The organism is Enterobacter sp. Crenshaw (assembly GCF_024734705.1).
Lineage (GTDB): Bacteria > Pseudomonadota > Gammaproteobacteria > Enterobacterales > Enterobacteriaceae > Enterobacter > Enterobacter asburiae_B.
Window position 1 is genome coordinate 3,666,209 of the sequence record NZ_CP102932.1, and the last position, 24,500, is coordinate 3,690,708.

The following is a 24,500-nucleotide window of genomic DNA, read 5'->3' on the forward strand; positions in this document are numbered from 1 at the left end:
TTTTTCCGTCGGAGTGTTCATGGAACTAAGACAAGAGGCGTTCCACCTGTTACGTCAGCTTTTTCAACAGCATACCGCGCAGTGGCAACATGCCTTACCGGAACTGACCAAGCCACAGTATGCGGTGATGCGCTCTATTGCCGAGCATCCGGGTATTGAACAGGTGGCGTTGACCGAAGTGGCGGTCAGCACGAAAGCAACCCTGGCGGAAATGCTCAGCCGCATGGAGGCGCGCGGGCTGGTCAAACGCGAGCACGATCCGGCCGACAAGCGCCGCCGGTTTGTCTTCCTGACCCCAGAAGGTGAAGCCCTGCTTGCGGGCTGTAAACCGGTTGGCAACGAGGTGGATGAGGCGTTTTTAGGACGTCTTAACAAGGCCGAGCGGGAGCAGTTCTCTGCGCTCATCAAAAAGATGATGCACGATTAATTCACGCTGGTGCGCATAAAATCGATAAACGTGCGCACCTTCGCCGACACGTGCCGGGCATCGGGATAAACCGCATAGATGCCCTGCTGCGCAAAGGTATATCCCGGTAAAACCGGGACCAGTCTTCCCGCATCAAGCGCATCGCGCGCCAGCCATTCCGGCAGTAACGCCACGCCTCCGCCCGCGAGTGCAAAGGCCATAAGAGCCTGCGCGCTGTCGGCAAACAGGCGCGGCGCTTTTTTTATCTCCAGCGTTTCAGGCGCACCGCTGGCATCCTTCACCTGCCAGCGCAGCGGCGAGGCCAGGCGCTCGTGAATAATCCAGTCGGCGTTGGCAAGGTGTGCAAGCGTTTCGATCGGATGGTTAACGAGCCACTCGGGCGTCGCAACGGGGAGAATCGAGAAGTGCGAAATCAGCGCGGCGTGGTTGCGCGAATCGGCAAGCGTTCCCAGCCGGATAGCTACGTCAAAGCGCTCCGAGATAAGGTCGGCGTGCAGGGAGGACGAAACGTGCCGCACGCGAAGATCCGGGTGCTGCTGGCTAAACCTGGCCAGCAGCGGCACCACCACCTGTGAGCCATACTCGGGCGTCGTCGTGATCCGCAGTTCGCCAGTGAGCCCCGCATGATTCGCGCGGACATCATCCTGCAGCCGTTCCGCATCCTTCAGAAGCGCCACGCTGCGTTGATGAAAGAGCGCGCCCGCCTCGGTTAACGTCAGACGGCGGGTGGAGCGCAGCAGCAGCGTAACGCCCAGCTCATCTTCAAGCTGGCGAATATTGAAGCTGACCACGGCTTTTGTCAGCCCCATTGCCTCGGCTGCGGCAGTGAAACTGCCGGTATCGGCCACCGCGACAAACATCTGCGCTCGCTGCAGGTTAATCATCATCACGCCCTTTACTGTCAAAAGTTTTTTGACAGTATATCGCGCTTTGTCAGGTTTATCCGTGCTTCCCGGATCGATACGATACGCCACCTCACCGGAGGATCCACCATGACGTATCGCAGCAAAGTCGCCGCTGTTTATCTGCTGGGCTTTTTTCTTGATTTGATCAACATGTTCATTGCCAGCGTCGCCTTCCCGGCAATGGCTCACGCCTTTAACACCACGCCTTCAGCCCTTGCCTGGGTCAGTAACGGGTACATTGCCGGCCTGACGCTGGTGATCCCGTTTAGCAGCGTGCTCACGCGCCGCATCGGGCCAAAGCGCGTCATCCTGCTCTCGCTTTTTCTGTTCAGCGCAGCCTCCGCTGCGGCAGGCCTGTCTGCAACGCTTGAAAGCCTGATCGCCTGGCGAGTACTCCAGGGCGTGGGAGGGGGCTTACTGATCCCCGTCGGACAGGCGCTGACCTGGCAACAGTTTAAGCCTCACGAGCGTGCCCGACTCTCCTCGGCGGTGATGCTGGTTGCGTTGCTGGCCCCGGCCTGCTCCCCTGCTATCGGAGGCCTGCTGGTGCAGACGTTCAGCTGGCGATGGATATTTTTCGCCACGCTACCGGTCGCTATCGTGACCTTTGTTTTGGCCTGCCTGTGGCTTAAACACGAAATGCCCGCGATGAAAGCGGCCAGGCTGCTAAACCTGTCGTTGCTCGCGGACCCGCTTTTGCGTTTTTCCATGCTTGTCTATATCTGCGTACCCGGCATGTTTATTGGGGTGAACGTCACGGGCATGTTTTATCTTCAGCACGTGGCGAACATGAGCCCAGCCGCAACGGGGATGCTCATGCTGCCGTGGTCCGCGGCATCGTTTATCGCCATCACGGCAACGGGACGCTATTTTAACCGTATTGGCCCCCGGCCGCTGATCGTCATCGGCTGCCTGCTGCAGGCGACGGGTATCCTGCTTTTGATTAACGTCAGTTCGGCTACGCTGCTGCCTGGCGTTGCGTTTACCCTGATGGGCGCGGGGGGAAGCCTGTGCAGCAGTACGGCTCAGAGCAGCGCTTTTCTGACGACGCGCCGGGAAGAGATGCCGGATGCCAGCGCGCTGTGGAATCTTAATCGTCAGCTGAGCTTTTTTGCCGGCGCCCTGCTGCTGGCGCAGACGCTGAACCTGGCGCAGGTCTGGCTGCCACCGCTCGCGGCCTGGCACGGGATGTTTATTTTTGCCGCAGGCATGACCTTTCTGCCTGTACCGTACGTTTTTCGTCTTAACAATACGCAGGTGCTCACCCAGCTGCGACAAGAGAATTCATGACGCCTTTCGAACACGACATTATCGACCTCCACATTGCGCTTGAAAACTGGTTAGGCAAAGGAGAAGGAGATCCCGACGCCCTGCTCGCCCGCTTCAGCCCGGATTTTCTGATGATCCCGCCGGGCGGCATTCAGATCGACTATATCGGTCTTGCCAGTTTTCTGGAAAATCAGCGCGGAAGCCGTCCAGGACTGAAGATCGTCATTGACGAATTATCCACGATCCAGCGCTGGGATCGTGGCGCGGTGCTCCACTACCGGGAGACGCAAACCCGGCCGGACCTGCCCGTCAACGTGCGCTGGTCAACCGCGGTGCTCAATCAGGAAGGCGATCGGATAGTGTGGCGTCTGCTGCACGAAACGGCTAAGCCGTAGCGCAAAAGAAAAAGGCCCGTCTCACGACGGGCCTTTTTTGACGAAAGGTTGCTTATTCGCGGAACAGCGCTTCGATGTTCAGACCTTGCCCCTGCAGGATTTCACGCAGGCGGCGCAGACCTTCAACCTGAATCTGACGAACACGTTCACGGGTCAGGCCAATTTCGCGGCCGACGTCTTCCAGTGTCGCAGCTTCATACCCCAGTAAACCGAAACGACGTGCCAGCACTTCACGCTGTTTGGCGTTCAGTTCGAACAGCCATTTGACGATGCTCTGCTTCATGTCATCGTCCTGCGTGGTGTCTTCCGGACCGTTGTCTTTTTCATCGGCCAGAATGTCCAGCAGCGCTTTTTCGGAGTCGCCACCCAGCGGGGTGTCAACGGAGGTAATGCGCTCGTTGAGACGCAGCATACGGCTTACGTCATCAACCGGTTTATCGAGTTGCTCAGCAATCTCTTCTGCGCTTGGCTCGTGGTCCAGTTTATGGGACAACTCGCGTGCGGTACGCAGATAAACGTTCAACTCTTTGACGATGTGAATCGGCAGGCGGATCGTACGGGTCTGGTTCATAATAGCCCGTTCGATGGTCTGACGAATCCACCAGGTCGCGTAGGTTGAGAAACGGAACCCGCGTTCCGGGTCAAACTTCTCAACTGCGCGGATGAGACCTAAGTTGCCCTCTTCAATCAGATCCAGCAGAGCCAGACCACGATTGCCGTAACGGCGGGCAATTTTCACGACCAGTCGCAGGTTACTTTCAATCATGCGACGACGCGAGGCTACATCACCACGCAAAGCACGACGTGCGAAATAGACTTCTTCTTCGGCCGTTAGCAGTGGGGAGTAACCAATCTCCCCAAGGTAAAGCTGAGTCGCGTCCAGTACACGCTGTGTGGCACCCTGCGATAACAGCTCTTCTTCAGCCAAATCGTTATCACTGGGTTCCTCTTCTACTAAGGCTTTTTCGTCAAAAGCCTCTACTCCGTTCTCATCAAATTCCGCGTCTTCATTTAAATCATGAACTTTCAGCGTATTCTGACTCATAAGGTGGCTCCTACCCGTGATCCCTGAACGAGACACCCTGGCTGGCATGCCCCGTCAAATTATCGCTGCGGCAAATACTGCAGCGGGTTTACGGATTTCCCCTTGTAACGAATTTCAAAATGCAAGCGTGTAGAACTGGTTCCGGTGCTACCCATGGTAGCGATTTTTTGCCCCGCCTTAACTTCTTGTTGTTCCCGGACCAGCATTGTGTCGTTATGGGCGTAGGCACTCAGGTAATCATCGTTATGTTTGATGATAATAAGATTACCGTAACCGCGCAGAGCGTTACCGGCATACACAACGCGCCCGTCTGCGGTCGCGATGATAGCCTGTCCTTTACTCCCTGCGATATCGATCCCTTTATTTCCCCCCTCGGAGGAAGAGAAGTTCTCGATAACCTTGCCGTCAGTTGGCCAGCGCCATGCAGAGATTGGCGAACTGGAGGTCATACTGCTGGCAGTCGGTTCAGTAGAGCTAACCACAGGTGCCGTCACCGGTGCTGTGACAACAGTCGCAGTCCCTTTATTATTCGGCAACATTTTGTTAGCAGTCTGATCACCTGAATCCTCAGAATACGTAATTACAGGTTGTGAAGCAACCACCGTGGTGGATTTTTGTGCAGGCTTAACGCTGTTATTTTGAGCCGTCACATCGGCCGCTGAAACGGTGTTGCCAGGCGTAAGCGGCGTGCCCGTCGCGTTGCCAACCTGGAGCGTTTGCCCAACTTCCAGACCGTATGGGGCCTGGACGTTATTGCGCTGCGCGAGGTCACGGAAATCGTTCCCGGTGATCCACGCAATGTAGAACAGCGTATCCCCGCGTTTCACGGTATAGGTGCTGCCACCGGTATAGCTGCCTTTCGGAATGTTCCCATACTGACGGTTATAGACTATGCGGCCATTTTGGGTCTGAACAGGCTGTTCCACTGGCTGAATCTGCGTCGGCTGCGTCATTGGACGCTGAACCGGCTGGATTGGCGGATTTTGTTGCGCCGTAGAGGTGCCCATTTTAGGCGGAGGAGTGATCAACATTCCGCCGGACGTGTTACCCGAGCCGCTGTTTCCGCCGACAGAACTGACGGGCGCAGGCGCGTTATTAGAACTTGTACAGCCTGCCAGCCAGAGCGAAACCAGTGATAATGCCGCAACACGGCTGATGGTGAATTTAGGGCTTCCCGCGCTCATTTATCCCCCAGGAATGTGTTAACTACCAGTGACTTAAAATTTACCGTGATGGCACGAATCTTTCGCGCCACACCATACGCTGAATTTGCCTTAATAACCCTGGATAATTCCGAGTCTCAGGCCAACTCCCCCTTGACCAGAGGCACAAAGCGCACGGCTTCCACGGTGTCGATAATAAACTCGCCGCCGCGCCGACGAACGCGCTTCAAAAGCTGCTGCTCGTCCCCGACGGGCAGAACAAGAATGCCCCCCTCATCCAGCTGCGACAACAGGGCCGCAGGAATTTCAGGCGGGGCCGCCGTCACGATGATCGCGTCAAACGGCGCGCGCGCCTTCCAACCCTGCCATCCATCACCGTGTCGTGTCGAAACATTATGTAAATCAAGTTGTTTCAGGCGACGACGCGCCTGCCACTGTAAACCTTTAATCCGTTCAACGGAGCATACATGATGAACCAGATGCGCCAGGATCGCGGTTTGATACCCCGACCCGGTGCCAATCTCCAGCACGCGGGAGTCAGGCGTCAGCTCCAGCAGCTCCGTCATGCGCGCCACCATGTAAGGCTGCGAAATCGTCTGGCCCTGTCCGATGGGCAGCGCCACGTTTTCCCACGCTTTGTGTTCAAACGCCTCGTCTACAAATTTCTCACGCGGAACCTGAGCAAGCGCTTCAAGCACGTGCTCGTCGCGGATCCCCTGCGCGCGGAGTTGTTCCAGAAGAGTTTGTACACGTTTGTTTACCATTGCGCGTTCACTCCTGCGCGATCCAGCCAGCCCGACACCACATCATGCGCGCTATACGCGGTTAAATCTACGTGCAGCGGGGTAACCGAAACATAGCCTTCATCCACGGCGGCAAAGTCGGTATCCGGACCCGCATCGCACTTATCGCCGGGAGGGCCAATCCAGTAAAGCGTGTTGCCGCGAGGATCCTGCTGCGGGATCACCTGATCGGCAGGATGTCGGCTTCCGCAACGGGTGACGCGAATGCCTTTAATTTCATCGAGAGGAAGATCCGGCACGTTGATGTTGAGGATGCGCCCGGTACGCAACGGCTCGCGGCCGAGCGCCCGCAGGATCGAACAGGTCACCGCGGCGGCGGTGTCGTAGTGCGTGTGGCCGTTTAACGAGACCGCCAGCGCCGGGAATCCAAGATGGCGCCCTTCCATTGCGGCCGCCACGGTGCCGGAGTAAATCACGTCATCGCCGAGGTTAGGACCGGCGTTAATGCCGGAAACAACGATATCCGGACGCGGCCGCATCAGCGCGTTCACGCCCAGAAAAACGCAGTCGGTTGGCGTGCCCATCTGCACGGCAATATCGCCATTTTCAAAGGTAAAGGTGCGAAGCGACGACTCCAGCGTCAGGGAGTTAGACGCTCCACTGCGGTTACGATCGGGCGCCACGACCTGCACGTCCGCGAATTCGCGGAGGTGTTTCGCCAGGGTCTGAATGCCTGGCGCGTGGATACCGTCATCGTTACTCAGCAATATTCGCATAATCACCCGAGGTGTTGATAAGTTCCCTGACAACACTGGTGGCAAAGCTACCTGCCGGTAGCCAGAAGCGTAACTCGACGGTCACGTCATCCCACCAGTTCCAGCTTAACTGCTGCGGATAGAGCAGCATCGCGCGGCGTGCCGCTTCGACTTTTTCCCGCACCAGCAAGGATTGCAATTCTGGCGCATCCGCTACGGCTAACTGCTCGGCAGCCAGCGCGTCGCCCTGTGTTCCCCAGTCGCCCGTACCAGGCAGCGCGGCGGTAATCATCAGCGCTTTTGCGTCCACGCGCGACTGCACATCGGCCATTTCTTCAGCCGTTGCCACAAACCAGCTTCCGCGTCCCGCTAATTGTAGCGCATCGCCAACAACAACTTGATTCGCGTCCGGTTTTTTCAGCCTTTCGCTCACAATCTGATTAAACAACGCGCTGCGGGCCGCCGACAACCAAAAACTGCGTTTATTCCTGTCGCGCACCGGGGCATCGCTTTGCGCCCAGCGCAGCGCACCCTGCAGGTTGCTGCCGCCAATGCCAAAGCGCTGCGCGCCAAAGTAGTTCGGTACACCGCGTTCACTGATCGCGTTCAGACGTTTTTCAACGTCTTCGCGGTGAGACACTTCACGCAGCACCAGCGTAAAGTCGTTCCCCTTCAACGCCCCCAGACGCAGTTTGCGCTTGTGGCGGGCGAACTCCAGTACCTTACAGCCTTCAAGCTCAAATTTGCTTAAATCAGGCATCGTATTGCCGGGAACGCGCGCGCAGAGCCACTGTTCCGTGACGGCGTGTTTATCTTTCTGTCCGGCAAAGCTCACTTCGCGGGCATGGATTTTGAGGAATTTTGCCAGCGCGTCGGCCACAAAGCGGGTATTGCAGCCATTTTTCAGAATACGCACCAGGATATGTTCGCCTTCGCCATCCGGCTCAAAGCCCAGATCCTCCACCACGAGGAAATCTTCCGGGCTGGCTTTCAGCACCCCGTTCCCCTGCGGTTTAGCGTGCAGGTATGTCAGGTTGTCGAAGTCTGTCATTTGCTCGCCTTCAGCAGCAGCGCCACGGCTTCACAGGCAATTCCTTCTCCACGCCCGGTAAAGCCCAGCTTCTCGGTCGTCGTCGCTTTAACGTTCACGTCGTCCATATGGCAGCCCAGATCTTCTGCAATAAACACGCGCATCTGCGGAATATGCGGCAGCATTTTCGGGGCCTGGGCAATAATCGTCACGTCGACGTTGCCGAGGGTGTAGCCTTTCGCCTGAATGCGGCGCCACGCTTCGCGCAGCAGTTCGCGGCTGTCCGCGCCTTTAAATGCCGGGTCGGTGTCCGGGAACAGCTTGCCGATATCGCCCAGCGCGGCAGCGCCCAACAGCGCGTCGGTCAGCGCATGCAGTGCCACGTCGCCATCAGAATGCGCCAGCAGTCCTTTTTCATAGGGAATGCGCACGCCGCCAATGATAATTGGGCCTTCTCCGCCAAAGGCGTGTACATCAAAACCGTGTCCAATTCGCATTATGCCTTCTCCTGATGGGTCGAACGGGTAAGATAAAATTCCGCAAGCTGTAAATCTTCCGGACGCGTCACTTTAATATTATCAGCGCGTCCTTCAACAAGCTCAGGGTGGAAACCGCAATACTCTAGCGCGGAGGCTTCGTCCGTGATGGTCGCACCTTCTTTAAGCGCTCGCGTTAAGCAGCCGTGGAGTAATTCGCGGGGGAAAAATTGTGGCGTCAGCGCGTGCCATAAATCGACGCGATCGACGGTGTGGGCGATAGCCTGTTTGCCCGGCTCGGCGCGCTTCATAGTGTCGCGCACCGGCGCGGCCAGAATCCCGCCAACCTTGCTTGTTTCGCTTAGCGCCAGCAGGCGCGCAAGATCGTCCTGATGCAGGCACGGACGCGCCGCGTCATGTACCAGCACCCACGACGCGTTTCCGGCGGCCTGAATGCCCGCCAGCACGGAATCGGCGCGTTCGGCGCCACCGTCAACGACGGTAATATGTGGATGATTTGCCAGCGGCAGCTGCGCGAAGCGCGCATCGCCAGGGCTGATAGCGATGATCACACGCGTCACCCGCGGGTGCGCCAGCAGCGCCGCCACGGCGTGCTCGAGGATCGTTTTATCGCCAATAGAGAGGTACTGCTTGGGACATTCTGTCTGCATGCGCCGGCCAAAACCTGCGGCCGGCACCACGGCGCATACGTCCGAAAAAGTTACTGCCATGTCGTAATCCTGGGCCTGATTATCGATTGTTTTGTGCTGAGCCCTGATTGCGTTTAGACGCATCCGGAACCAGACGATAAAAGGTTTCGCCCGGCTTAGTCATACTGAGTTCATTGCGTGCGCGTTCCTCAATCGCCTCTTGCCCGCCATTGAGGTCATCAATTTCAGCAAAGAGTTGATCGTTTCGCGCCTTAAGTTTGGCGTTTGTTGCCTGCTGAGCCGCGACGTCATCGCTCACCCGGCTATAGTCGTGCAGTCCGTTCTTACCGAACCACAGCGAATATTGCAGCCAGATTAGCAAAGCCAGCAACAGCAGCGTTAGTTTACCCATCCTGCCCCCTGAAAAACGGCATCATCATCCCAAGACTTCCCCAGAGCACTACGCCGGGGTAACAGAGATGCCGCAACATCGCGGGCAAATGTACCACATTTTTTCCGCAGAATCGTCCTGCACAATATCGTTACACAGTTGGTTACGGTTTGAATTATGGCTGAAGTTAGCCCATGAGCCACAAAAATAACAGGCCAAACATCAGAACCACCGTCACAATCGTGACCACGGTGCTGTACAGGAGCTTACCGTTGAGCAGCGAGTGCAGCGCAATGCCGACGACAACCGCCACGGGCATCAACGCCAGAAAGAAAGGCCAGGTGTAGAGAAAGAAGAACAGCGTGTTGCCGCCGTAGATGAGAAACGGAATGCCAAGCGCCAGCAGCCATGAGACGAAGCCAATGATGGCCCCAGGAAATGACCAGGTCGTTTCGTCGTCGGTCGCTAGCGGCTCCGACCCGGTGGTGGTGATGTAATGTTCACTGTTGCGCATAGCTAATCCTGTGACCGTGACTGATCGTTCGGGAAGACAGCTCCCGAACGATACCGCCTCAGGATCTGATAATATCGTCCCGTCTGAGCAGGTCTAATAATTGGCTTACTAAATTTGTTACCAATTGTTGACCTTCCAGGTGAATTTCAGGCGATTCAGGCGCTTCGTATACCGCGTCAATTCCGGTGAAGTTGCGCAGTTCTCCGGCACGCGCTTTCTTGTACAGCCCTTTCGGGTCGCGCGCTTCGCAAATCTCCAGCGGCGTATCGACAAACACCTCGATAAAGCGATCCTGACCCACGCGTTCGCGCACCATCTGGCGCTCGGCGCGGTGCGGAGAGATAAACGCGGTCAGCACCACCAGCCCGGCGTCAGCCATCAGGCTGGCGACTTCGCCCACCCGGCGGATGTTCTCTTTGCGGTCATCGTCGCTAAACCCTAAATCGCTGCACAGGCCGTGACGCACGTTGTCGCCATCCAGCAGGTACGTGCTTACGCCCTGCTGATGCAACGCCTCTTCCAGCGCGCCGGCCACCGTCGATTTACCCGAGCCAGACAGCCCGGTAAACCACAGCACAACCCCACGATGACCGTGGAGCTGTTCGCGCTGGGCGACGGTGACCGGATGAGGATGCCAGACGACGTTCTCATCATGGGCGGCCATTACTTGCCTCCCAGCAGGTCGCGTGCACCCCAGTGCGGGAAGTGTTTACGCACCAGCGCGTTCAGTTCCAGCTCGAAGACGCTGAATTCAGACGTCGCGGCAGCCTGTTTAATCGGTTCGCGAACCATACCGGCCCCGACGGTAACGTTGGTCAGCCTGTCGATAAAGATAAGACCTCCCGTGACCGGATTCTGCTGATACGGATCCAGCACCAGCGGTTCGTCGAAGGTCAGATCGACCAGACCAATGCCGTTCAGCGGCAGCTCGGTGACGTCACGCTGGGTCAGGTTGTTGATATCCATCTGGAACTGAATACCGTCCACGCGGGCGCGGGTTTTCTTGCCGGCAATTTTGATGTCATAGCTCTGGCCAGCGGTCAGCGGCTGTTCTGCCATCCAGACCACGTCCACGGAAGCCCCCTGCACTGCCGCCAGCGTTTCCTGCGCGTCGACCAGCAGGTCGCCCCGGCTGATATCAATTTCGTCTTTCAGCACCAGCGTTACGGCTTCACCGGCGCCCGCTTCCTGCAGGTCACCGTCGAAGGTGACGATGCGGGCGATAGTCGATTCCACGCCGGATGGCAGTACCTTGACGCGCTGACCTACCTTTACGGAGCCTGACGCGAGGGTGCCTGAGAAACCGCGGAAATCGAGGTTTGGACGGTTCACGTACTGCACCGGGAAGCGCATCGGCTGGGTGTCGACCACGCGCTGAATTTCAACGGTTTCCAGCACTTCCAGCAGCGTCGGACCGCTGTACCACGGCATGTTCGCGCTCTGGGAGGCGACGTTATCCCCTTCCAGCGCCGAGAGCGGTACAAAGCGAATATCCAGGTTGCCCGGCAGCTGTTCGGCAAAGGTCAGATAGCTCTGGCGGATCTCCTCGAACTTCTCTTCGCTGAAGTTCACCAGATCCATCTTGTTGACCGCCACCACCAGGTGTTTGATCCCCAGCAGCGTCGAGATAAAGCTGTGACGACGGGTCTGATCCAGCACGCCTTTTCGCGCGTCCATCAGCAGGATCGCCAGGTCGCAGGTGGACGCGCCGGTCGCCATGTTGCGGGTGTACTGCTCGTGCCCCGGGGTATCGGCGATAATAAATTTGCGCTTCTCGGTAGAGAAGTAGCGGTAGGCCACATCGATGGTGATGCCCTGCTCGCGCTCGGCCTGCAGGCCGTCCACCAGCAGCGCCAGGTCGAGTTTTTCACCCTGGGTGCCGTGACGCTTACTGTCGTTATGCAGGGAAGAGAGCTGATCTTCGTAAATCTGGCGCGTATCGTGCAACAGGCGGCCAATCAGGGTACTTTTCCCGTCATCCACGCTGCCGCAGGTCAGAAAACGCAGCAGGCTTTTGTGTTGTTGCGCGTGCAGATACGCTTCCACGCCGCCTTCGTTGGCAATTTGTTGAGCAATAGTGGTATTCATGGCGGCTCCTTAGAAATAACCCTGACGTTTCTTCAGCTCCATGGAGCCTGCCTGGTCGCGGTCAATCACGCGCCCCTGTCGCTCGCTGGTGGTGGACACCAGCATCTCTTCGATGATCTCCGGCAGCGTCTGCGCGCTGGATTCCACCGCCCCGGTCAGCGGCCAGCAGCCGAGGGTACGGAAGCGCACCATCTGTTGTTTGATCACTTCGCCCGGCTGCAGGTCGATACGATCGTCGTCGATCATCATCAGCATGCCGTCGCGCTCCAGCACCGGGCGCTCGGCGGCCAGATACAGCGGAACGATTTCAATGTTTTCCAGATAGATGTACTGCCAGATATCCAGCTCGGTCCAGTTGGAGAGCGGGAAGACGCGAATGCTTTCGCCTTTGTTAATCTGACCGTTGTAGTTGTGCCACAGCTCCGGACGCTGGTTTTTCGGATCCCAGCGGTGGAAGCGGTCGCGGAAGGAGTAGATACGTTCTTTGGCGCGGGATTTCTCCTCGTCACGGCGCGCGCCGCCGAAGGCCGCGTCAAAACCGTATTTGTTCAGCGCCTGCTTAAGCCCTTCGGTTTTCATGATATCGGTGTGCTTGGCGCTGCCGTGCACGAACGGGTTAATGCCCATCGCCACCCCTTCCGGGTTTTTATGCACCAGCAGCTCGCAGCCGTAGGCTTTCGCGGTACGGTCGCGGAACTCGTACATTTCGCGGAATTTCCAGCCGGTATCCACGTGCAGCAGCGGGAACGGCAGCGTGCCCGGATAAAACGCTTTACGCGCCAGATGCAGCATGACGCTGGAATCTTTACCGATGGAGTACATCATCACCGGGTTAGAAAACTCGGCGGCCACTTCGCGGATAATATGGATACTCTCCGCTTCGAGCTGCCGCAGGTGTGTAAGACGTTTTTGGTCCATAACCGTTCCTTAAGCCAAATTTACGACAGAAGAACCAAAGCCTTCTGTATCGGTTGTGTGTTGGAACCAGGCGAGCGTGCTGTGCAGCTGCACCACTTCACCCACCACGATCAGGGCGGGCATCGGGGCGTCTTTCGCCAGGGTTGCAAGATGTTCCAGCGTGCCCGTCGCAACGTGCTGATCGACGCGCGTGCCGCGAGAAATGACGGCAACGGGCGTCGTCGCCTCGCGACCGTGCTGAATAAGCTGTTCGCTGATGTCCGCGGCCTTCATCGTGCCCATGTATATCGCCAGCGTCTGGCGGCTCTGGGCGAGATGCGACCAGTCGAACGGCGTGCTGTCGGCCTTGTAGTGGCCGGTCACAAAGGTCACGCTCTGGGCGTAATCGCGGTGGGTCAACGGAATACCGGCGTAGGCCGTTACCGCAGAGGCCGCCGTGATGCCGGGTACCACCTGGAACGGTACGCCCGCTTCGGCTGCCGCCTGCAGCTCTTCGCCGCCGCGACCGAAAATGAACGGATCGCCCCCTTTCAGGCGCACCACGGTTTTACCCGCTTTGGCGGCGGCAACCAGCATCTGGTTGGTGTCGTGCTGCGGCACCGAGTGCTCGCCAGCCCGTTTGCCGACGCAGATTTGCTCCGCGTCGCGACGGATCAGCTCGCGCACGCCGTCGGTGACCAGATGGTCGTAGAACACCACGTCCGCGTCCTGTAGCACCTGCAGGCCGCGCAGCGTCAGAAGCCCGGCATCGCCCGGCCCTGCCCCCACCAGAATGATCTCCCCGCCCGTGCTGCCGGGGTTATCCAGTTCGTCCTCGAGGATTTTCTGCGCTGCCGTCTCATTACCGGCATGCATCAGGCTGGCAAAGCGGCCGCGAAACACGCGCTCCCAGAAGCGACGGCGTTCCGTTACGCTGGTCAGGCGCGTTTTCAGGTGGTTGCGCCAGTAGCTGGCTTTTTCCGCCATGCGCCCGAGGCTGGTCGGCAGCAGCGCTTCGATTTTTTCACGCAGCACGCGCGCCAGCACCGGTGCGGTACCGCCGGAGGAGATCGCCACCAGCAGCGGAGAACGGTCAACGATCGACGGGAAGATGAACGAACATAACGGCTGGTCGTCCACCACGTTCACCAGGCGGTAGCGGGCCTGAGCGGCATCGGAAATCCGCCGGTTCAGGTCGCGATCTTCGGTCGCCGCAATTACCAGCACGACGCTGTCGATTTGTGATTCGTCAAAATCCGCTTCTGCCACTACCCGCACCTGCGCCCCTGCGCGCTGCAAAAACGCGATTTTGCGATCGGCAATTTCACCCGTGCCAACAACCAGCACCGGCTTCTCTTTTATCGCGGCAAATAAGGGCAGATAGTCCACAAGCAACAACTCACTAACAACGAGGAATAAAGGGACTATAGGGGGCGGCTTAGACCGAATGAAATTACGAATTGGAATGAGTAGTTACTCAATGGAATAACGCCGTGAAAAAGCTAATACCAAAAAGTGCTTAACACGCGAAATATCGGGCATTTAAGAGCAATTCAAATTGTGTATGGGCGATCACAGTTTCATACTAGGCGGGTTAATATTTTGCTCAGTTTTTAAGGACTCACTATGTTTTCCGCAACGCGCCACCGTATTGCTGCCCTGGCGCTCGGCGTTTGCTTTATTCTTCCTGCCCAGGCAAAAAACCAACCTTATGGTGAAATCGCCACTATGCAGGCGCGGCATATTGCCACCGTCTTTCCTGGCCGCATGACCGGCTCGCCTGCAGAGATGCTCTCCGCGGACTATCTTCGCCAGCAGTTTGCCGGGATGGGCTACCAGAGCGATATCCGGTCGTTTCACAGCCGCTACGTCTATACCTCACGAAATAAAACGAAAAACTGGCATAACGTGACCGGCAGTACGGTTATCGCGGCGCATGAAGGTCGCGCGGCTGAACAGATTATTATTATGGCGCACCTTGATACCTACGCCCCGATGAGCGATGCCGATACGGATAACAACCTCGGCGGGCTGACGCTGCAGGGCATGGACGACAACGCGGCGGGCCTGGGCGTGATGCTCGAACTGGCCGAACGGATGAAAGATATTCCTACCCAGTATGGCATTCGTTTCGTGGCCACCAGCGGTGAGGAAGAGGGCAAACTCGGCGCTGAGAATCTCCTTAAACGCATGAGCGCTGAGGAGAAGAAAAATACGCTGCTGGTGATCAACCTCGATAACCTGATCGTCGGCGATAAGCTTTATTTCAACAGCGGGCAGAGTACGCCGGGACCCGTGCGGAAACTGACGCGCGACCGGGCGCTGGCGATTGCCCGCAGCCATGGCGTTTTTGCCACGACCAATCCGGGCGGGAATCCTGCTTTCCCACGCGGAACAGGCTGCTGCAACGACGGGGAAGTGTTCGATAAGGCGGGCATTCCGGTGCTGTACGTGGAAGCGACAAACTGGGCATTGGGCAAGAAAGATGGCTATCAGCAACGCGCTAAATCGAAAGCCTTCCCGGACGGGACAAGCTGGCACAACGTGATGCTGGATAATCAGCAGCACATTGACAGCGCGCTGCCGCAGCGGATTGAGCACCGCAGTCGTGATGTGGTGAAGGTCATGCTGCCGCTGGTGAAGGAGCTGGCGAAAGCGGGGAAAGCCTAGTGCTTATTTTCCCCTCACCCCTGCCCTCTCCCCTAAGGGGCGAGGGAGAAAAGACGGCTCCGAGCAATCCCCTCTCCCCTTAGGGGAGAGGGTTAGGGTGAGGGGGGGATAAGGAATCACCCTTCGTGCAGCCCGCACTCGCGCTTCAGCCCAAAGAATCGCGTCTCTTCTTCCGCCATTCCCGGTTCCCATTTGCGCGTGGTGTGGGTGTCGCCCACCGACAGATAGCCCTGGTCCCACAGCGGATGGTACTTCAGCCCGTGTTTTTGCAGATACTGATACACCGTACGGTTATCCCAGTCGATAATCGGCAGCACTTTAAATACCCCGCGCTGGACCGCCAGCACCGGTAAGGTTGCACGGCTGCCGGACTGCTCGCGGCGCAGCCCCGCAAACCACGTCTGCGCATTGAGCTCTTTCAGCGCCCGGTTCATCGGCTCGACTTTGTTGATCTCATTGTATTTCTCAATGCCCTCAACGCCCTGCTCCCACAGCTTACCGTAGCGCGCCTCCTGCCAGGCCGCGCTTTCCGTCGCGCGGTACACTTTGAGGTTCAGCTTGAGCTTGTCCGTCAGCTCGTCAATAAACTGGTAGGTTTCAGGAAACAGGTAGCCGGTATCGGTAAGGATCACCGGAATGTCCGGACGGATCTGATTCACCAGATGCAGGCTGACCGCCGCCTGAATACCAAAGCTCGACGAGAGCACATAGTCTCCCGGCAGGTTTTCCAGCGCCCACGCAACGCGCCCTTCGGCGTCCAGCTTTTCAAGGCGGGCATTGGTTTCTGCCAGCGCCAGAATGCGTTCGACTTTAGGCAGATCGTTAAGGGCGTTTAGATCGAGTACGGACATAATTACCTCTCGTGGTTACTCCCAGAAATCCCTTGCGGGATCGAGCACCGGGCGAATGATGCCCGCACGCACCGTAAAGTCGCCGAAGCCTTCACCCGCTTCGCGCTCTTTCGCCCAGCGCCCGACAAGCTCGTCGATGGAATCAAGGATTTCCGGCTCGGTAATGTTCTCGCGGAACATACGCGGAATGCGCGTGCCGATACGGTTACCGCCCAGGTGCAAGTTGTAACGACCCGGCGCTTTCCCCACCAGACCCAGCTCGGCCAGCATCGCGCGGCCGCAGCCGTTCGGGCAGCCGGTGACGCGCATAACAATATGCTCGTCCGGAATACCGTGTTTTTCCAGAATCGCCTCCACTTTGTCAGTGAATGACGGCAGGAAACGTTCCGCTTCGGCCATCGCCAGCGGACAGGTCGGGAACGACACGCAGGCCATGGAGTTTTCACGCTGCGGCTTAACCGCATCCATTAACCCGTGATCGCGCGCCAGCTTCTCGATCTTCGCCTTCTGGCTTTCCGGCACGCCGGCAATAATGAGATTCTGGTTAGCGGTAATGCGGAATTCGCCTTTATGGATCTTAGCAATTTCCAGCAGACCGGTTTTCAGCGGACGGCCCGGATAATCCAGAATACGACCGTTTTCGATAAACAGCGTCAGGTGCCATTTATTGTCGATACCTTTCACCCAGCCAATGCGATCGCCGCGACCGGTGAATTCGTAAGGGCGGATCGGCTCAAATTTGATGCCCGCACGACGCTCCACTTCCTCTTTGAACGTCTCAACGCCCACGCGCTCCAGGGTGTATTTGGTTTTCGCGTTTTTACGGTCGGTACGGTTGCCCCAGTCGCGCTGCGTGGTCACTACCGCTTCCGCCACGGCCAGCGTGTGCTCCAGCGGCAGGAAGCCGAACTCGCTCGCGGTGCGGGCGTAGGTTTTCTTATTACCGTGTTCAATGGACAGGCCGCCGCCCACCAGCAGGTTAAAGCCAATCAGCTTGCCGTTTTCAGCAATCGCCACGAAGTTCATGTCGTTGGCGTGCAGGTCGATATCGTTCTGCGGTGGGATCACGACCGTGGTTTTAAACTTACGCGGCAGATAGGTCTGGCCAAGGATCGGTTCTTCGTCCGTGGTCGCGACTTTTTCCTGATCGAGCCAAATCTCCGCATAGGCGCGGGTGCGCGGCAGCAGGTGCTCAGAGATCTTCTTCGCCCACTCGTACGCTTCGGCGTGCAGCTGGGACTCATACGGGTTCGACGTGCAGAGCACGTTACGGTTCATGTCGTTGGCGGTCGCCAGCGCGTCCAGCCCGACCGAGTGCAGCATCTGATGCACCGGCTTGACGTTCTTCTTCAGAATGCCGTGGAACTGGAAGGTCTGACGGTTGGTCAGGCGGATGCTGCCATAAATCGTGTTTTCACCGGCAAACTTGTCGATGGCCTGCCACTGTTTGGTGGTGATCACCCCGCCCGGCAGACGGCAGCGCAGCAGCATCGCATGACGCGGCTCCAGCTTCTGTTCGGCACGCTCGGCGCGGATGTCGCGATCGTCCTGCTGATACATGCCGTGGAAGCGGATCAGCAGGAAGTTGTCGCCTTTGAAGCCGCCGGTGAGACCGTCATTCAGATCTTCAGCAATGGTGCCGCGCAGATAGTTGCTTTCCAGCTTCATGCGCTCGGCGTCTGTCAGTTTACCTTCGACCACCAGTGGCCCTGGATGTTTTTCGCTCATTAGTAGACATCTCGCTGATAACGGCGCTCAACGCGCAGCTCACTTAAAAATTCATCCGCCGTTTCGGCATCCATACCGCCGAATTCGGCAATCACTTCCAGCAGTGCCTGCTCAACGTCTTTCGCCATGCGATTGGCGTCGCCGCAGACATAAATGTGGGCACCGTCATTGATCCAGCGCCACAGCTCTGCACCCTGTTCGCGCAGTTTGTCTTGTACGTATACTTTTTCTTTCTGGTCGCGGGACCAGGCCAGATCGATGCGGGTCAGTACGCCTTCTTTAACATAGCGCTGCCACTCAACCTGGTAGAGGAAATCTTCGGTAAAGTGCGGGTTGCCGAAGAACAGCCAGTTTTTACCCGGCGCTTCATCTGTCGCGCGCTGCTGCATGAAGGCGCGGAAGGGCGCAATGCCTGTGCCCGGGCCAATCATGATGACCGGCGTTTCCGGGTTCGTCGGCAGGCGGAAGTTGTCGTTGTGCTCGATAAAGACGCGCACTTCGCCCTCTTCTTCGACGCGATCCGCCAGGAAGCTTGATGCCCCACCCGCACGGGCGCGGCCTTCGATGTCGTAGCGCACCACGCCGACGGTAATATGCACTTCACTCTCCACTTCGGCCTGCGAAGAGGCGATGGAGTACAGGCGCGGCGTCAGCGGTCGCAGCAGGCCGATCAGCGCATCCGCATCCAGCTGAGCCGGAGAGAAACGCACCATATCGACAATTGGCGTCGTCGCGGCGTAATGCTGCAGCTTCGCTTTGTCGCCCACCAGCGGCAGCAGGGATTCGCTGCGCGTTAAGGTGGCATAATTTTCGACGATATTCGGGGTGTTCACCGTCAGCTCGAAATGCCACTGCAGCGCCTCTGCAAGCGGCTGGGTTTTGCCGTCAACGGTGACGGGCTCGTCACCCTTCAGCCACAGCAGCTCAACCAGCTCTTTCACCAGAGCCGGATCGTTCTGATACCAGATACCCAGCGCGTCGCCAGGCTGATAGCGCAGGCCAGAGTCGCCGAGATCGATTTCGATATGGCGCACGTCTTTTTCCGAGTCGCGTCCGGTGATTTTCTGGTTCACCGACAGGCTCGCCGTCAGCGGCGCCTCTTTGGTGTACGGGCTGGTATGGATGTCGTTGACGGCACCCGTCGCGGTGAACGAGGCCTGCGCCGACGTCTCTTTCGGCACGCGCGCTTTCAACACCTCAACGATGCGCGCACGCCATTCGGCAGCGGCGGTCTGGTATTCAACATCCGCGTCAACGCGGTCCAGCAGGCGCTCCGCGCCCAGCTCAGCCAGCCTGCCGTCGAAGTCTTTACCGGACTGGCAGAAGAATTCATACGAGGTATCGCCAAGGCCAAATACGGCAAACGCCGTGCCATCCAGCTTCGGCGCTTTTTTCGAGAACAGGAACTTGTGCAGGGCCACAGCTTCTTCAGCTGGTTCACCTTCGCCCTGGGTAGAGGCGACCACCACCAGCAGTTTTTCTGACGCGATTTGCTTAAATTTATAATCGCCGGCGTTGACCAGGTTCACGTTCAGTTTGGCGGCCAGCAGGTCGTCACGCAGCGCTTCGGCCACGCGGCGCGCATTGCCCGTCTGCGAGGCGGAAATGAGGGTAATAGCCGGAATTTCAACGGCCGTTACCGGTGCACCCGCCACTGCGCCAGGCTGCTGATTGAGCATTCCCCAGAAATAACCGGAGACCCAGGCAAGCTGAGTGGGAGAAAAATCAGAGGTGGCAGCCTGAAGGCGCGCCAGTTGCTCCGGGTTCAGGGGAAGCAAATTTGAAGGTGGGGCCTGTGTTGTCATGCGTCGTTATGTTCCAGTAGCCAAGCGGACTTTAAGCGAATAAATCCAAACTGAAGATAAGGTTAACGGCGAGGATAATAACAATTAAAGAAGGGATGGAAATAATAAATAACTAAATGGACTAACCTGTTTTAGTTGTCATACTTAGCGATAAAAGCGATTAATTAACCCACTGAAAATTATCGATAAAAGCATCAAAAAACGCCTGTTAACGAGACGCCAGGCTTCAGAGCCGTTTTAGTTAATGCTAAAAATTGTGCTTTCCGGTACTATGCGGCGGTTTTTTCCGCATTACTGAGAGCGATCATGTCCACCACACTGTTTAAAGATTTCACCTTCGAAGCCGCCCACCACCTTCCGCATGTCCCTGAAGGGCATAAATGCGGCCGTCTGCACGGGCATTCGTTCATGGTGCGTCTTGAGATCACCGGTGAAGTTGATCCGCATACCGGTTGGATCATGGATTTTGCCGAGCTGAAGGCGGCGTTTAAGCCGACCTACGATCGTCTGGATCATTACTACCTGAATGATATCCCGGGCCTTGAAAACCCGACCAGCGAAGTGCTGGCGAAATGGATTTGGGATCAGATGAAGCCGCTGGTGCCGCTGCTGAGCGCGGTGATGATCAAAGAGACCTGTACCGCCGGCTGTATCTATCGCGGGGAGTAAAAAAAGCCCGGCTAAACCGGGCTTTTTTTTAGGCAATATTCAGGTACTTATGCGTCTGCATCGACAGGCGCCAGTTGCGCGCAATACAGGTTTCAATGCACAGGCGCGTCGCGTCGTCTTTCTGGCTGATCGGCTGTAGCGCAATGACGCGCTGCTTTTCATCCGTCAGCGTTGCCAGCAGTTCATCCAGCGCTTCGATATCACGCACGCGCCCAACCGGGTGCTTAATCTCATCCGCGCGTTCCAGCGCCTGAGACAGCACGTCATACCCGCCGCGCATATTCACTTTTGGCGATACCGTCACCCAGGTGGTGTGTGAACAGCGCACTTCATGGGTGCCGCTGGTTTCAATCTGGCAGCTGTAGCCGTTCTTTTCGAGCAGCTCGGTCAGCGGCGTCAGATCGTGGATGCAGGGTTCACCGCCGGTGATCACCACGTGGCGCGCCGTCCAGCCCTGACGACCAATAATGGCCAGCAGATCTTCTGAACTGCCCGCGCCCCACTTATCGCTCTCTTTGGTTTTCGCCAGAATGCTAAACAGCGACACTTCCCGATCTGCGAGCTTATCCCACGTATGTTTGGTATCACACCAGGCACAGCCAACCGGGCATCCCTGTAAACGAATGAAAATAGCGGGAACGCCGGTAAAGTAACCCTCGCCTTGCAGGGTCTGGAACATCTCGTTAATCGGGTACTGCATAGTCATCTCAGTAAAGGGGATAAACGATAAGTATCGCAGATCCCCGCCGGATGGTCATGCTCCATCGGTGCTTTGCGCGCCAATCGCCGCCATAAAACGCTCGGTAATTTGCTGTGGACGGGTGATCGCGCCGCCGACGACGACCGTATGCGCGCCCAGCGCCAGGCATCTGGCCGCGCGTTCAGGCGTATCCACGTTGCCTTCGGCAACCACGGGAACCGTCACGGCGGCCAGCACGGCCTTCAGGAACGCGCAGTCGTTCTCCGGAAGCGAATGGCCCGCCGTTTCCGCCGTATAGCCGTAAAGCGTGGTGCCGACGCAGTCAAAGCCAAGCGCCTGCGCCGTCACGGCTTCGCCCACGGTGGAAATATCGGCCATCAGCAGTACTGAGGGGTAGCGCGAGCGGATGCGCGTGACCAGCGTTTCCAGGGATTCTCCACCGGGGCGCTCCCGCGCCGTCGCATCAAGCGCAATGATTTCCGGAGAGACGGTCATCAGCTCATCCACCTCTTTCATCGTGGCGGTGATAAACACCTCGCTTTCCGGGTAATCCCGTTTGATGATGCCGATAACAGGCAAAGAGACCTGCTGCTTAATGGCCTCGATATCCACCACGCTGTTGGCACGAATGGCAGCGGCTCCGCCCTGTGCCGCCGCCAGCGCCATGCGCGACATAATAAACGGGCTATGCAGCGGTTCATTTTCCAGCGCCTGACAGGAGACGACCAGTTTTCCCTTCAGGTTATCCAGTACAGTTTTCATTACGATAAGATCTCTTCCACTTCGTTTTTGATAATCGTGACGTGCGGGCCATAAATGACCTGAACCCCGTTACCGCGCACGATAACGCCGCGCGCGCCGGTGGCTTTCAGCGCCGCGTCATTCACTTTGCTGCCGTCCTTCACCGTGACGCGAAGCCGCGTGGCGCAGCAGTCCACCTCTTCCAGATTCTCTTTTCCGCCTAATCCCGCGATCACCGCAACGGCGCGCTCGCTCTGCGAGAAGGTCGCTTCACTGGCCATCGCCTCCTTTTCCCGACCCGGCGTGGCAAAATCAAAACGGTTAATCAGATAGCGGAAGGTGAAGTAGTAAAGGAAGAACCACGGCACGCCGACCAGCGGAACGAACATCCAGTTGGTTTTGGCCTCTCCCTGCAAAATGCCGAACAGCACGAAGTCAATAAAACCGCCGGAGAAGGTTTGCCCGATGGTGATATGCAGCATGTGCGCGAGCATGAACGCCAACCCGTCAAACAGCGCATGAATGACGTAAAGCACCGGCGCAATGAACAGGAAGGAAAACTCGATAGGCTCGGTAATTCCGGTCAGGAACGAGGTTAATGCCGCAGAGAGCAGCAGCCCGGCAACGCGCTTTTTATTCTCCGGTTTTGCCGTGTGGTACATCGCCAGACACGCGCCGAGCAGGCCAAACATCATCGTAATAAAGCGCCCGGACATGAAGCGGGACGTGCCCTCATAGAAATGCTGCGTGTTCGGGTCGGCCAGCTGGGCGAAGAAGATCCGCTGTGTGCCCTCGACGAGGTGACCGTTGACAATCTCGCTGCCCCCGAGCGCGGTGGTCCAGAACGGCAGATAGAAGATGTGGTGCAAACCAAACGGGCCCAGCATGCGTAAAATGAAGCCGTACAGCAGGGTGCCCAGATAGCCGGTGGCATCCACCAGCCCGCCGAGACCAAAAATCAGTTTCTGAAAATGCGGCCAGACCACCGTCATGAGCGCGCCGACGAGTATCGCCGCCAGCGAGCTGATGATGGGAACAAAGCGCGACCCGCCAAAGAACCCGAGGAACTGCGGAAGCGCAATTTTATTAAACCGGTGATGGAGCGTGCAGGTCACCAGCCCAATCACCACGCCGCCAAACACGCCGGTTTCCAGCGTCTGGATCCCCAGCGTCATTCCCTGCCCTACAGCGCCCGGGTTCTCGTGCGCCAGTTTGCCGGTGAGGATCAGCAGCGCGTTGATGGTGGCATTCATCACCAGAAACGCGAGTAGCGCCGCCAGCCCAGCCGTGCCCTTATCGCTTTTTGCCAACCCGACGGCAACACCAACCGCAAACAGCACCGAGAGGTTCGCAAACACGATTGAACCGGCGCTGCTCATGATAGTGAAAATGGCCTGCAGCCAGCCCACATCTAAAAACGGATAAGCCGCCAGCGTATTGGGATTCGATAACGCGCCGCCTATCCCCAGCAGCAGGCCCGCCGCGGGCAGCACGGCGATAGGCAACATAAAGGATTTACCAAAGCGCTGCGCTTTTTCAAACCATCCCCCCGAAGAAGCACCACTGAACATTTGCATCATTTTTTCATCTCCCCGTTAAACGATGAAAATTTTTACCACATAAACATCACCCAGTGAAAATTACCATCAAAAACCAGGAAGCCGATCATACTTTTTCAAAATGACTGGCATCTTTCCCCTCCTTTCCGCCACACTAGTCGCAGCGAAACACATTAAGGACGTGGCATGTCGGACCATGAAAATCTGCTGCTGAAGCTCCGCCAGGAGGCTTCCGGGTACAGCCCAACGCAACAAAAACTCGGTGAGTTTGTCCTCAGCGATCCTGCCCGGGTGCTCTACCTGACGATCACTGAACTGGCGCGCGAGAGCCGCACCAGCGAAGCCAGCGTCACGCGCCTTTGCCGGACGCTGGGCTGCAAGGGCTATAACGAATTTAAAATGGCGCTTGCGCTGGATATTCAGCAGGGCCAGCCCGCGCGTCAGGCGGGGGATGAGATTGATAACGTCGTGGATGAGTCGGTGCAGGCTTTGCAGGATACCGCCAGACTCCTCGACCGCGCGCTGCTTGAAAAAGCGGCGTTGGCGCTGCATCAGGCGCAATCCGTGCAGATTTATGGCGTCGCGGCCAGCGCGATCCTCGGGGAGTATCTGCATTACAAGCTGCTGCGGCTGGGCAAACCCGCACAGCTGTTTAGCGATATGCACCGTGCGGCCATGAATGCGACAACGCTTTCGAAAGATACGCTGGTTGTGGCCATCTCCAGTTCGGGTTCAACGCGGGATTTACTCCACGTGGTGAAGCTTGCCCGCAAGCGCGGCGTTAAGGTTCTGGCGCTCAGCAATACGCCCCGCAGCCCACTGGCCTCTCTGAGCGACATCCAGCTGGTTGCCGCCAAACCAGAAGGCCCTCTAAGTGCAGGCGCGCTCAATGCTAAGGTTGGAGTGATGCTGCTGGTCGAGCTGTTGACCACGTCCATGATTGCGCTGGATGGTCATTACGGCGACGTTAGCCAGCAAACAGCCAGCGCCACGCTTCCCCTTTTGCTCTGAAAATCATTCGCAGGCTAA

At 57.6% G+C, this 24,500-nt stretch carries 26 protein-coding genes; 6 read left to right on the plus strand and 20 right to left on the minus strand.

Annotated features, from left to right (window positions below; all coding sequences use genetic code 11):
- Positions 1-19 precede the first annotated feature (19 nt).
- On the plus strand, positions 20-427 hold the full coding sequence (locus NWV12_RS17430) for a MarR family winged helix-turn-helix transcriptional regulator (protein ID WP_023308984.1): 408 nt from the start codon (positions 20-22) through the stop codon (positions 425-427).
- On the opposite strand, the gene NWV12_RS17435 is transcribed toward NWV12_RS17430, so the two are convergent.
- The gene (locus NWV12_RS17435; RefSeq protein WP_048979261.1) at positions 424-1,311 is read right to left on the minus strand and encodes a LysR family transcriptional regulator; all 888 of its coding nucleotides are present in this window, start codon (positions 1,309-1,311) and stop codon (positions 424-426) included. The two genes, NWV12_RS17430 and NWV12_RS17435, sit on opposite strands and share 4 nt — an antisense overlap.
- Before the next feature lie 108 nt (positions 1,312-1,419).
- Here NWV12_RS17435 and NWV12_RS17440 point away from each other — a divergent pair, with 108 nt between their 5' ends.
- Together NWV12_RS17440 and NWV12_RS17445 are read left to right on the plus strand one after the other, a co-directional pair.
- Entirely contained in the window at positions 1,420-2,622 is a 1,203-nt protein-coding gene (locus NWV12_RS17440) for an MFS transporter (protein WP_048979260.1), read from the plus strand.
- The gene (locus tag NWV12_RS17445; RefSeq protein WP_048979259.1) at positions 2,619-2,996 is read left to right on the plus strand and encodes a DUF4440 domain-containing protein; all 378 of its coding nucleotides are present in this window, start codon (positions 2,619-2,621) and stop codon (positions 2,994-2,996) included. Before NWV12_RS17440 ends, NWV12_RS17445 begins: the two co-directional genes overlap by 4 nt.
- A gap of 52 nt (positions 2,997-3,048) precedes the next feature.
- On the opposite strand, the gene rpoS is transcribed toward NWV12_RS17445, so the two are convergent.
- From rpoS to cysG, 13 genes are all read right to left on the minus strand, one after another.
- Complete coding sequence (gene rpoS / locus NWV12_RS17450) at positions 3,049-4,041, minus strand: RNA polymerase sigma factor RpoS (RefSeq protein WP_008499600.1); 993 nt, start codon at positions 4,039-4,041, stop codon at positions 3,049-3,051.
- Between the two features lie 59 nt (positions 4,042-4,100).
- A complete protein-coding gene (gene nlpD, locus NWV12_RS17455; protein WP_033146405.1) occupies positions 4,101-5,225 on the minus strand; it encodes a murein hydrolase activator NlpD in 1,125 nt (374 codons plus the stop codon).
- 116 nt (positions 5,226-5,341) lie between these two features.
- On the minus strand, positions 5,342-5,968 hold the full coding sequence (locus NWV12_RS17460; RefSeq protein ID WP_023333224.1) for a protein-L-isoaspartate(D-aspartate) O-methyltransferase: 627 nt from the start codon (positions 5,966-5,968) through the stop codon (positions 5,342-5,344).
- Positions 5,962-6,723: a 5'/3'-nucleotidase SurE gene (gene surE / locus NWV12_RS17465; RefSeq protein WP_023308990.1), complete on the minus strand. Its 762-nt coding sequence runs from the start codon at positions 6,721-6,723 to the stop codon at positions 5,962-5,964. Before surE ends, NWV12_RS17460 begins: the two co-directional genes overlap by 7 nt.
- On the minus strand, positions 6,704-7,753 hold the full coding sequence (truD, locus tag NWV12_RS17470) for a tRNA pseudouridine(13) synthase TruD (protein WP_048979258.1): 1,050 nt from the start codon (positions 7,751-7,753) through the stop codon (positions 6,704-6,706). Before truD ends, surE begins: the two co-directional genes overlap by 20 nt.
- A complete protein-coding gene (gene ispF / locus NWV12_RS17475) occupies positions 7,750-8,229 on the minus strand; it encodes a 2-C-methyl-D-erythritol 2,4-cyclodiphosphate synthase (protein WP_029741541.1) in 480 nt (159 codons plus the stop codon). The genes truD and ispF overlap by 4 nt, the downstream gene beginning before the upstream one ends.
- Complete coding sequence (gene ispD / locus NWV12_RS17480) at positions 8,229-8,939, minus strand: 2-C-methyl-D-erythritol 4-phosphate cytidylyltransferase (RefSeq protein WP_033146408.1); 711 nt, start codon at positions 8,937-8,939, stop codon at positions 8,229-8,231. The genes ispF and ispD overlap by 1 nt, the downstream gene beginning before the upstream one ends.
- Positions 8,940-8,958: 19 nt before the next feature.
- On the minus strand, positions 8,959-9,270 hold the full coding sequence (ftsB, locus tag NWV12_RS17485; protein ID WP_008499609.1) for a cell division protein FtsB: 312 nt from the start codon (positions 9,268-9,270) through the stop codon (positions 8,959-8,961).
- A 166-nt stretch (positions 9,271-9,436) separates the two neighbouring features.
- A complete protein-coding gene (locus NWV12_RS17490) occupies positions 9,437-9,763 on the minus strand; it encodes a DUF3561 family protein (protein WP_008499610.1) in 327 nt (108 codons plus the stop codon).
- A 58-nt stretch (positions 9,764-9,821) separates the two neighbouring features.
- On the minus strand, positions 9,822-10,427 hold the full coding sequence (gene cysC / locus NWV12_RS17495) for an adenylyl-sulfate kinase (RefSeq protein WP_010434543.1): 606 nt from the start codon (positions 10,425-10,427) through the stop codon (positions 9,822-9,824).
- The gene (gene cysN / locus NWV12_RS17500; RefSeq protein WP_048979257.1) at positions 10,427-11,851 is read right to left on the minus strand and encodes a sulfate adenylyltransferase subunit CysN; all 1,425 of its coding nucleotides are present in this window, start codon (positions 11,849-11,851) and stop codon (positions 10,427-10,429) included. The genes cysC and cysN overlap by 1 nt, the downstream gene beginning before the upstream one ends.
- Positions 11,852-11,860: 9 nt before the next feature.
- Positions 11,861-12,769 (minus strand): sulfate adenylyltransferase subunit CysD, encoded by a 909-nt coding sequence (gene cysD, locus NWV12_RS17505; protein WP_010434549.1) that lies wholly within the window; start codon positions 12,767-12,769, stop codon positions 11,861-11,863.
- A 9-nt stretch (positions 12,770-12,778) separates the two neighbouring features.
- Positions 12,779-14,137, minus strand: a complete 1,359-nt coding sequence (cysG, locus tag NWV12_RS17510; RefSeq protein ID WP_048979256.1) for a siroheme synthase CysG — start codon at positions 14,135-14,137, stop codon at positions 12,779-12,781.
- Between the two features lie 237 nt (positions 14,138-14,374).
- Between cysG and NWV12_RS17515 the strand changes: the two genes are divergently transcribed.
- Entirely contained in the window at positions 14,375-15,418 is a 1,044-nt protein-coding gene (locus tag NWV12_RS17515; RefSeq protein ID WP_047650262.1) for an aminopeptidase, read from the plus strand.
- Positions 15,419-15,534: 116 nt separating this feature from the next.
- Here NWV12_RS17515 and cysH read toward each other — a convergent pair whose 3' ends face one another.
- The 3 genes from cysH to cysJ are packed head-to-tail and all read right to left on the minus strand — an operon-like array spanning position 15,535 to position 19,802.
- A complete protein-coding gene (cysH, locus tag NWV12_RS17520; RefSeq protein ID WP_033146413.1) occupies positions 15,535-16,269 on the minus strand; it encodes a phosphoadenosine phosphosulfate reductase in 735 nt (244 codons plus the stop codon).
- 15 nt (positions 16,270-16,284) lie between these two features.
- Positions 16,285-17,997 carry an assimilatory sulfite reductase (NADPH) hemoprotein subunit gene (cysI, locus tag NWV12_RS17525; protein WP_048979255.1) on the minus strand — a complete coding sequence of 571 codons (1,713 nt, stop codon included), beginning with the start codon at positions 17,995-17,997 and terminating at the stop codon, positions 16,285-16,287.
- Positions 17,997-19,802, minus strand: coding sequence for an NADPH-dependent assimilatory sulfite reductase flavoprotein subunit (cysJ, locus tag NWV12_RS17530; RefSeq protein WP_048979254.1), 1,806 nt, complete (start codon positions 19,800-19,802; stop codon positions 17,997-17,999). The genes cysI and cysJ overlap by 1 nt, the downstream gene beginning before the upstream one ends.
- A gap of 306 nt (positions 19,803-20,108) precedes the next feature.
- Here cysJ and queD point away from each other — a divergent pair, with 306 nt between their 5' ends.
- Positions 20,109-20,471 carry a 6-carboxytetrahydropterin synthase QueD gene (gene queD / locus NWV12_RS17535; protein WP_023309002.1) on the plus strand — a complete coding sequence of 121 codons (363 nt, stop codon included), beginning with the start codon at positions 20,109-20,111 and terminating at the stop codon, positions 20,469-20,471.
- 28 nt (positions 20,472-20,499) lie between these two features.
- Here queD and queE read toward each other — a convergent pair whose 3' ends face one another.
- Genes queE through NWV12_RS17550 form a run of 3 tightly spaced genes read right to left on the minus strand, consistent with a single transcriptional unit; the run spans position 20,500 to position 23,492 of the window.
- Complete coding sequence (gene queE / locus NWV12_RS17540) at positions 20,500-21,171, minus strand: 7-carboxy-7-deazaguanine synthase QueE (protein ID WP_023333236.1); 672 nt, start codon at positions 21,169-21,171, stop codon at positions 20,500-20,502.
- Between the two features lie 54 nt (positions 21,172-21,225).
- Positions 21,226-21,933, minus strand: coding sequence for an N-acetylmannosamine-6-phosphate 2-epimerase (locus NWV12_RS17545; RefSeq protein WP_048979253.1), 708 nt, complete (start codon positions 21,931-21,933; stop codon positions 21,226-21,228).
- Positions 21,933-23,492, minus strand: a complete 1,560-nt coding sequence (locus NWV12_RS17550; RefSeq protein WP_048979252.1) for a PTS transporter subunit EIIC — start codon at positions 23,490-23,492, stop codon at positions 21,933-21,935. Before NWV12_RS17550 ends, NWV12_RS17545 begins: the two co-directional genes overlap by 1 nt.
- A gap of 165 nt (positions 23,493-23,657) precedes the next feature.
- Here NWV12_RS17550 and NWV12_RS17555 point away from each other — a divergent pair, with 165 nt between their 5' ends.
- On the plus strand, positions 23,658-24,482 hold the full coding sequence (locus NWV12_RS17555) for a MurR/RpiR family transcriptional regulator (RefSeq protein ID WP_048979251.1): 825 nt from the start codon (positions 23,658-23,660) through the stop codon (positions 24,480-24,482).
- Positions 24,483-24,500 lie beyond the last annotated feature (18 nt).